At 36.9% G+C, this 5,953-nt stretch carries 6 protein-coding genes; 2 read left to right on the forward strand and 4 right to left on the reverse strand.

Annotated elements, in window-relative coordinates; translation table 11 throughout:
- Nucleotides 1-40: 40 nt before the first annotated feature.
- The gene (locus Q0A12_RS12655) at nt 41-1,312 is read left to right on the forward strand and encodes a helix-turn-helix domain-containing protein (RefSeq protein ID WP_291293010.1); all 1,272 of its coding nucleotides are present in this window, start codon (nt 41-43) and stop codon (nt 1,310-1,312) included.
- A gap of 301 nt (nt 1,313-1,613) precedes the next feature.
- On the opposite strand, the gene rhaM is transcribed toward Q0A12_RS12655, so the two are convergent.
- Together rhaM and Q0A12_RS12665 are read right to left on the reverse strand one after the other, a co-directional pair.
- Nucleotides 1,614-1,925: an L-rhamnose mutarotase gene (gene rhaM, locus Q0A12_RS12660; RefSeq protein ID WP_291293011.1), complete on the reverse strand. Its 312-nt coding sequence runs from the start codon at nt 1,923-1,925 to the stop codon at nt 1,614-1,616.
- Between the two features lie 25 nt (nt 1,926-1,950).
- A complete protein-coding gene (locus Q0A12_RS12665) occupies nt 1,951-3,057 on the reverse strand; it encodes a glycoside hydrolase family 88 protein (RefSeq protein ID WP_291293012.1) in 1,107 nt (368 codons plus the stop codon).
- Between the two features lie 132 nt (nt 3,058-3,189).
- Between Q0A12_RS12665 and Q0A12_RS12670 the strand changes: the two genes are divergently transcribed.
- Nucleotides 3,190-4,083, forward strand: coding sequence for an AraC family transcriptional regulator (locus Q0A12_RS12670; protein ID WP_291293013.1), 894 nt, complete (start codon nt 3,190-3,192; stop codon nt 4,081-4,083).
- 389 nt (nt 4,084-4,472) lie between these two features.
- Here the strand turns inward: Q0A12_RS12670 and Q0A12_RS12675 are convergent, their stop codons facing one another.
- Both Q0A12_RS12675 and Q0A12_RS12680 read right to left on the reverse strand, forming a co-directional pair.
- Complete coding sequence (locus tag Q0A12_RS12675) at nt 4,473-5,216, reverse strand: restriction endonuclease (RefSeq protein WP_291293014.1); 744 nt, start codon at nt 5,214-5,216, stop codon at nt 4,473-4,475.
- A 402-nt stretch (nt 5,217-5,618) separates the two neighbouring features.
- A complete protein-coding gene (locus Q0A12_RS12680; RefSeq protein ID WP_291293015.1) occupies nt 5,619-5,912 on the reverse strand; it encodes a hypothetical protein in 294 nt (97 codons plus the stop codon).
- Nucleotides 5,913-5,953: the final 41 nt, after the last annotated feature.

Below are 5,953 nucleotides of genomic sequence, written 5' to 3' on the forward strand. Positions count from 1 at the left end.
GGTTTAATCGATCAGATTGCAGAAGATGGTGAGGTTCAAAATGTTTCAGTTGATCAAGAAATTGCAAGCAATCAATAAAAATATACAAATTATTATTCTAACAGGTTTTGGCAGCTTTTCTTATGCGAAAGAAGCCATGGCTTTAGGAGTGAAATTTTTCCTAGAAAAGCCGGTTTTCCCTCAACGAATGTTTGAAGCATTATCAGAAAGCATTGAGCGTTCTGAACGAAAACAAGTAGAATCCTCTTTGTATTTCAAAAGACAGATCGAGCAATTCATTAATAGCTGTGGAGAAGAGCCTTTGCCGTCAACTTTAGATTTCCCTTTCTGTCTGTACCTATTTGATTCAAAATTCTACCATGCGATCTCTAAACGAATTGAAACCTATCCTCAATACCATGAATTAGTGATTGGCCATCAAAATAAGGTGGGCTATCTTATTGACTTCAGCAGAAATAACGCCTTTCATACATTTTTTAAAGAAAAAGTCCAATCTGCACATTTGGGAAAAGGAATTGCTGTCACTAGCGTAGTGGAATCTGCCGAAAAGTTTCTATCGAGCTATCATTTGGGAAAGCGACATTTAGATAAAGCCTTCTATTTTGAAACGTTTGAAGTGATTGATGAGTCACAGATTTCGCAGGAAAACCTTTATGAAAATCATCTTTATATCGATTACCGAGAGAAATTTCTTTCATTGATCGTCAAAGGGGAACTGACATTAGCACAAATCTTAACAGAGAATTTCTTTTCCACCTGTCGCATTGAGTTATATCCTGTGCAACTATTGCGCTTGCAAGTCAATGACCTGCTTTCCGTGATTTTCGAAAATTATCAATTAAAAAAAGATCCTTACTTTGATGATTATTCTCCAAAAACCATGCTTTTGGATAACTGGCACGAATTGCAATCTATGCTGATTCATTGCATCGATTTAATGCGTGGGGATCTAAAAAACAATGAAAACATGCTGCTTTCTCAAAAAGTAAACTTGATCATCGAAGAATATTATGATCGTGAAGCCTTGTCCTTAAAATGGATCGCCAACCATCTACTCTATCTAAACCCAGAATATTTGGGTAAAACCTATTATAAAGAAACTGGCATTCGCTTCAATCAGAAACTAGCTGAATATCGCATTTTAAAAGCACAAGAACTTCTGAAAAAAAATTATAAAGTTTATGAAGTAGCTACACTAACTGGTTTTGGTCATTCACCTGAGTATTTTGTACAAACTTTTAAAAAAATTACCGGTCTAACGCCAAAGAAATTTTTGAAAAGCTCGGATTCCTATTCTTCAGTCCTAGCCTAATCAATGAAAAATATTTTCCCCTCATGAGTAGCAAAAAGCTCGTATAGCTGTGCCAGAAGTCTTCAGTTTCAAGAAATAAGCCGGAATTTTCGGGAATTTATTCTCCAATTTTGTGAGATTTCGACTTCCATCTGAAAAAGCGGATTCTATCTATTTAGTCGAAAAAAGGGGCTGGGCAGAAGTGGTTAACTCCGAGAAATAAGGAGTTGCTTCTGATCCCGCCATTTAGACGTGTTTAGAGCGTGGAACAAAAGTGTTTTTTACTTTTGTCCCACGCTCACTGATTGTCGGATTCTTTCATTTATAAGTCAAAAACTTGATAAAGCTTATGAGTGACGGGAGAATCATCTGGATTTGTTTCCATGATGTCTGCCATATAGTGCCACCATTTTTGATTGACTGCCGTCTCAGCGACCTGCTCCCATACTAGTTCATTTTCAATCTCTAGATAACCAAAAAGAAAATTTGTGTCCCTATCAAAAAAAATACTGTAACTCTTTGCCCCATGAGCGATCAATAGTTCCTTCATCTCAGGCCATAATTCTTGATGCCGTTTTTCATATTCCTTCTCACAACCAGGTAAGAGCGTCATGCGAATTGCTTTTTTTATCATTCAACTCATCTCCTTTTCTTGCTTCTCAACAATAGGATATTAAAAGTTCAGTAAAAGCCAAGACTGTCAATGACTGTCCATAAGGCATCGCTGTAATTCCAATATTTTTATAGAATGCCAAATCTGTCCCCATTCCTGTACCGACTGAAACATTTTGAACCTCACCATCTTCTGCAATCTGATCGATTAAACCTTCTAAAGCATGATAAGCAACTTCTTGAAACGACTTATCGATATAACGTTTATGGACAGCTTTCAAAATACCATAAGCAAAACCTGCAGTAGCCGAAGCTTCCACATAGGAAGTCGCATCATCAAGAAGGGTGTGCCAAAGCCCACTTTGATCTTGATACTTTTGTAATGCCTTGACCTGTTCAAGCAATGTACCGATCAGAAATTCACGAAACGCATCTCCTTGTGCTAGCTCGAGTATCTCAATGATTTCAGGAATAGCAATGGTGATCCAACAGTTACCACGCGCCCACAAGGCTTCAGCGTAATTATGCCGCTCTTCAAATGTCCAGCCATGGAACCATAACCCAGTTTTCTTATCCACTAAATACTTGATATGGAGCATGAACTGTTGTTTTGCCTCTTCGATATAATCTTGTCGATTTAACAACATCCCGATTTTTGCAAGGGGCAAGACACACATCATTAAGGTATCATCCCATAACTGATTCCGATTTTCCGGTCCGTACGTGGCATGCTGCAACCCATTTTCTTCTGTACGAGGCATATCATGCATCACCCATTCTGCCCATTGTTCCAGATAGGGTAAATAGCGAGAATCTCTGGTATCCTCATACAAAAAAGCCATTGCCAACAATGGGGCCATTGTATTTACATTTTTTGGCGGGGCTCCTTCCAGCATCCGCTGATCGAACCATGTATTGACCACTGATAGCGCTTGTGGATTCTTGGTTATCTGATAATTTTTATACATTCCATACAAACCTACTCCTTGAGGCCAGTTCCATATTTCCCAACTCTTGTCATCAACGATCAACCCATCAAAATCTAAAAGAAACGCACCATCGCTATCTTTAATAGTGATTAAATTCTCGATCATCCGATTGATTTTCTCTTCAACAACTTCTTTTTGAACAAACAATTTTTCTACTATTGCCATTGCGTTCTCCCTCTTCTATTTAAGTTACTCCGATAGTAACACGCTTTCATCAGCTTAAAAATAGCAGTTATTGACTCATTACTATCTATTTTTGTATAATGCAAGCAATGATGCACTAAAAAGGAGTAACCCATGCACAAAGAAAGTGCCAACACCATGATCAACGAGTCGTTTGAAATTTTTCACGTCAAAGACATCGTTGAGGAAGAAACAACCCTTTATCATTATCATAGTTTTTACGAAATCCACTGCACACTCAATGGAAGTGCACTTTTTTTTATTGATGGTCGTGAATTTCAAATCTCAGCTGGAACGATCCTTTTGATTCCGCCCAACACGCTCCATCGAATCATTCACCAAACATCTGATTTCTTCGAGCGAACCTACTTGTTTATCAATCAAAGTTATCTGGCTAAACTTTCGACCAGTCAAACAGATTTAACCAGCTGTTTCCGTAATTTTGGTAGAATCAATAGCCGAATATTAAAAATTGACCCTGCGATTTTACAGCAGCATTTGGCCCCTTTGCGGGATCAAATAGAGACCGGTTACGGCAAGGATCTTATTTATCAAAGCAGACTGATCAATTTTATGATTTTTATCAATCAGCTGGCCTTTCAAGAAGACGACCCGCTTTTTCTGGCGGATTCCCTCAACAAAAATGAAGATATTTTAGCGGTGATCACTTATATTGATGATCATCTGACAGATGATCTATCCTTGACGACTGTCGCAGCTTCTCTTTATATGAGTCCTTATACCCTCTCCAGAATTTTTAAGCAACAAACTGGCGTCTCCTTTCATTCTTATGTCTTGAAAAAAAGGCTATTGATGAGTAAAGAGGTGTTACGAAAAACTCGAAATGCTTCGCAAACCTATCTGTTATGCGGATTTAATTCTTACACTCACTTCCTCCGCTGCTTTAAAAATGAATTTCATCTGACACCTAAAGAATTTTTGAAAGAAGAAAGCCAAAATCAATATATTCGCTTTGATCATTACGAAAGAAATGAAAAACCCCATTGAAAGCTGTTGAGAACATCAAAAAGAACGGACTATGACACAATGCTTCAGCAAACACGACACCCCTGTTGGATTATTGACCAATAAATCCTTTTGCAATAATCAGTCGCAGACCCTTGAGATCGTTTTGTTTGAATGTTGCTTGTGTTATCGTTCCGTTCTTTTTTTAAAGCTTTTTTAGAAGTATTAGGTAAACTACATTTTTCGAATGTTCGTCTCCCCGAATCCCATCCTATAGCTGCAATTCAACCCTATCGGTTCCCAGAATCACTCTCACTATCATTGGATATTTGCTCTTCTGTCACTGCCTCCGTTTTTCTATTACTTCTCTCTCTATCTTTAGTGCATCTTTCTTGTACTTGAAAAGATTCCATAATTGAACGCCGGAATGTTTAGCTTTCCGTATGGGAACATTCTGGAAACATCGTGCATCCTTTGAAATAGCTATGCTTCTGTGAATTCCATTTCTGGACAATAAAGCCCGACTCACAGTCTGGACATTTTACTACTTGTTCTGGCAAACTATTTAAAAATATATGTTTTTCCATTGTTTCTGGAATCAGCGTATTTAACAGCTGCAACAAGCCATATCTGTCATACCACTCAATATTTTGCGCTTTTTCATTTTTCTCGATTTCTAAATAGACGTGAGGATTAAATAAACTCGTCGTGATAAAGAGTTTATTAGTCCAATTTTTATCTGAAATTCCTGAATATTTATTGACAAAATCTTTCGTAATCAAATTAGGCTTTTTCGTGTTCAAGCGATAATGTTTAGCCTGAACAGCAATTCGTTCCCCATCTTTGTTTAAAATCAAGTCTACATTGTTATCGCCAGTGTAGACCTGCTTTTCCTGTACATAGCTTTTTTTGGTGATTTCTACCTGATAATTCGCCAAGCGAAAAACTGCTGCCAAAAATTGCTCAAAGGCATCACCTTGTTGTTTCCTTCCCACAGGTGACGAATCATACTCTCTATCCATATGATTCAAAAAATCCATTACAATCGATTCATCTTCATTTTGCTCAAATGAGAGCCTCTTTACTTCTCTGTTTTCTTTCGATAATAATTCAAATGACTTTTTTTCTACTTTCTCAGATTTGCGTGTGACTTTTTGCAAAAAATTTCGAATCATGCCTACTCCTCCAGATTATCTATCTACTGTATCGTTATATTTATAATACATCTAAACATACTAGATTCATAGATTTTTATAACATTCCCCTCGTTCTTTGGAATATTGTAACCTAAAGCAGATGTATTCTAGCCAAGTGATTTTTTTGAAAAAAGGTATTACCTTAGCTCTCAGGCTATTTTAGATGCGAGAAACCTGCTTTCAAATAAATCCCTTCAAGTCGGAAATTTTCCAGAAAAGAAAACGCACTTTTCCCATCTAGAATCTTCACTTTTCTATTTGCTTTTTCAGCAAAAAAAAAAGATATTTCTTCACAAAATTGCGAAAAAATATCTCACTTTCTTTCAAGCTACACACCGAAGCTTTTGCCCTGAAAGAGACTTTGTACCCGAATCATTTCTATTATAACAAGTTTCTTTTTTCCATTTCATCGCGATACAACTTGTACACTTCATTACTCTGTTTTTCATGACTTTTGTAAAAGATTCCATAAGAAAATATGGCTTGCATCGTATTATATTGATTTGACTTTGCAACTGAATGATACAAATTTACAAGTTGGTCGTCTGTCATCTTATTACTCTTCAGACGTTTTTTCACCGCTTTTTGAGACACGTTAAATAAAACCGAAGTAACCAATTGATAAATAACCCAAATAACTAAAATAACCAATACAAACTTTACTAAATCTGGCATACTTTTCCACTCCTAAACTATCGAGTTGATCAGCATGGTAC

Origin of the sequence: Enterococcus sp., assembly GCF_022711995.1 — a bacterium.
In the GTDB taxonomy this organism is placed as follows: Bacteria; Bacillota; Bacilli; order Lactobacillales; family Enterococcaceae; genus Enterococcus_D.